Here is a 291-nt window from a genome sequence, read left to right as displayed (position 1 = left end):
ACCGAAACGTGCCGTCGCCGCGTTGGCCCCCGCGACTAGTGCGTCGAGCGACGCGGCGTTGGCGTTGGGTGCGAATTTTGCGAGTTGATCGCGTGTGATTGAGTAACCCATTAGTTCACCTCAATAAATCCAAGACGCGTGTCCACGACTCCGTTCTTGAAAGGGTTGAATTTGTACAACATGGTGGCACGTACCGCATACGTACCGGCCTTAAGCTGTTTGGGGACTGGCACATTCATGTACTCCAGTGACAGCCCATTGTCCGCTACGTCCGTGTACTCAGGATACTGA

At 54.6% G+C, this 291-nt stretch carries 1 protein-coding gene; it reads right to left on the bottom strand.

Annotation, left to right across the window (positions count from 1 at the left end):
- Nucleotides 1-110 precede the first annotated feature (110 nt).
- The coding region (locus AC1RPH_RS08230) for a hypothetical protein (protein WP_481762098.1) at nt 111-291 on the bottom strand (181 nt) is incomplete at its 5' end.

The organism is Dellaglioa sp. CoH-57-MRSF-16 (assembly GCF_056782055.1).
This window is presented reverse-complemented; position numbering and strand designations above follow the sequence as displayed.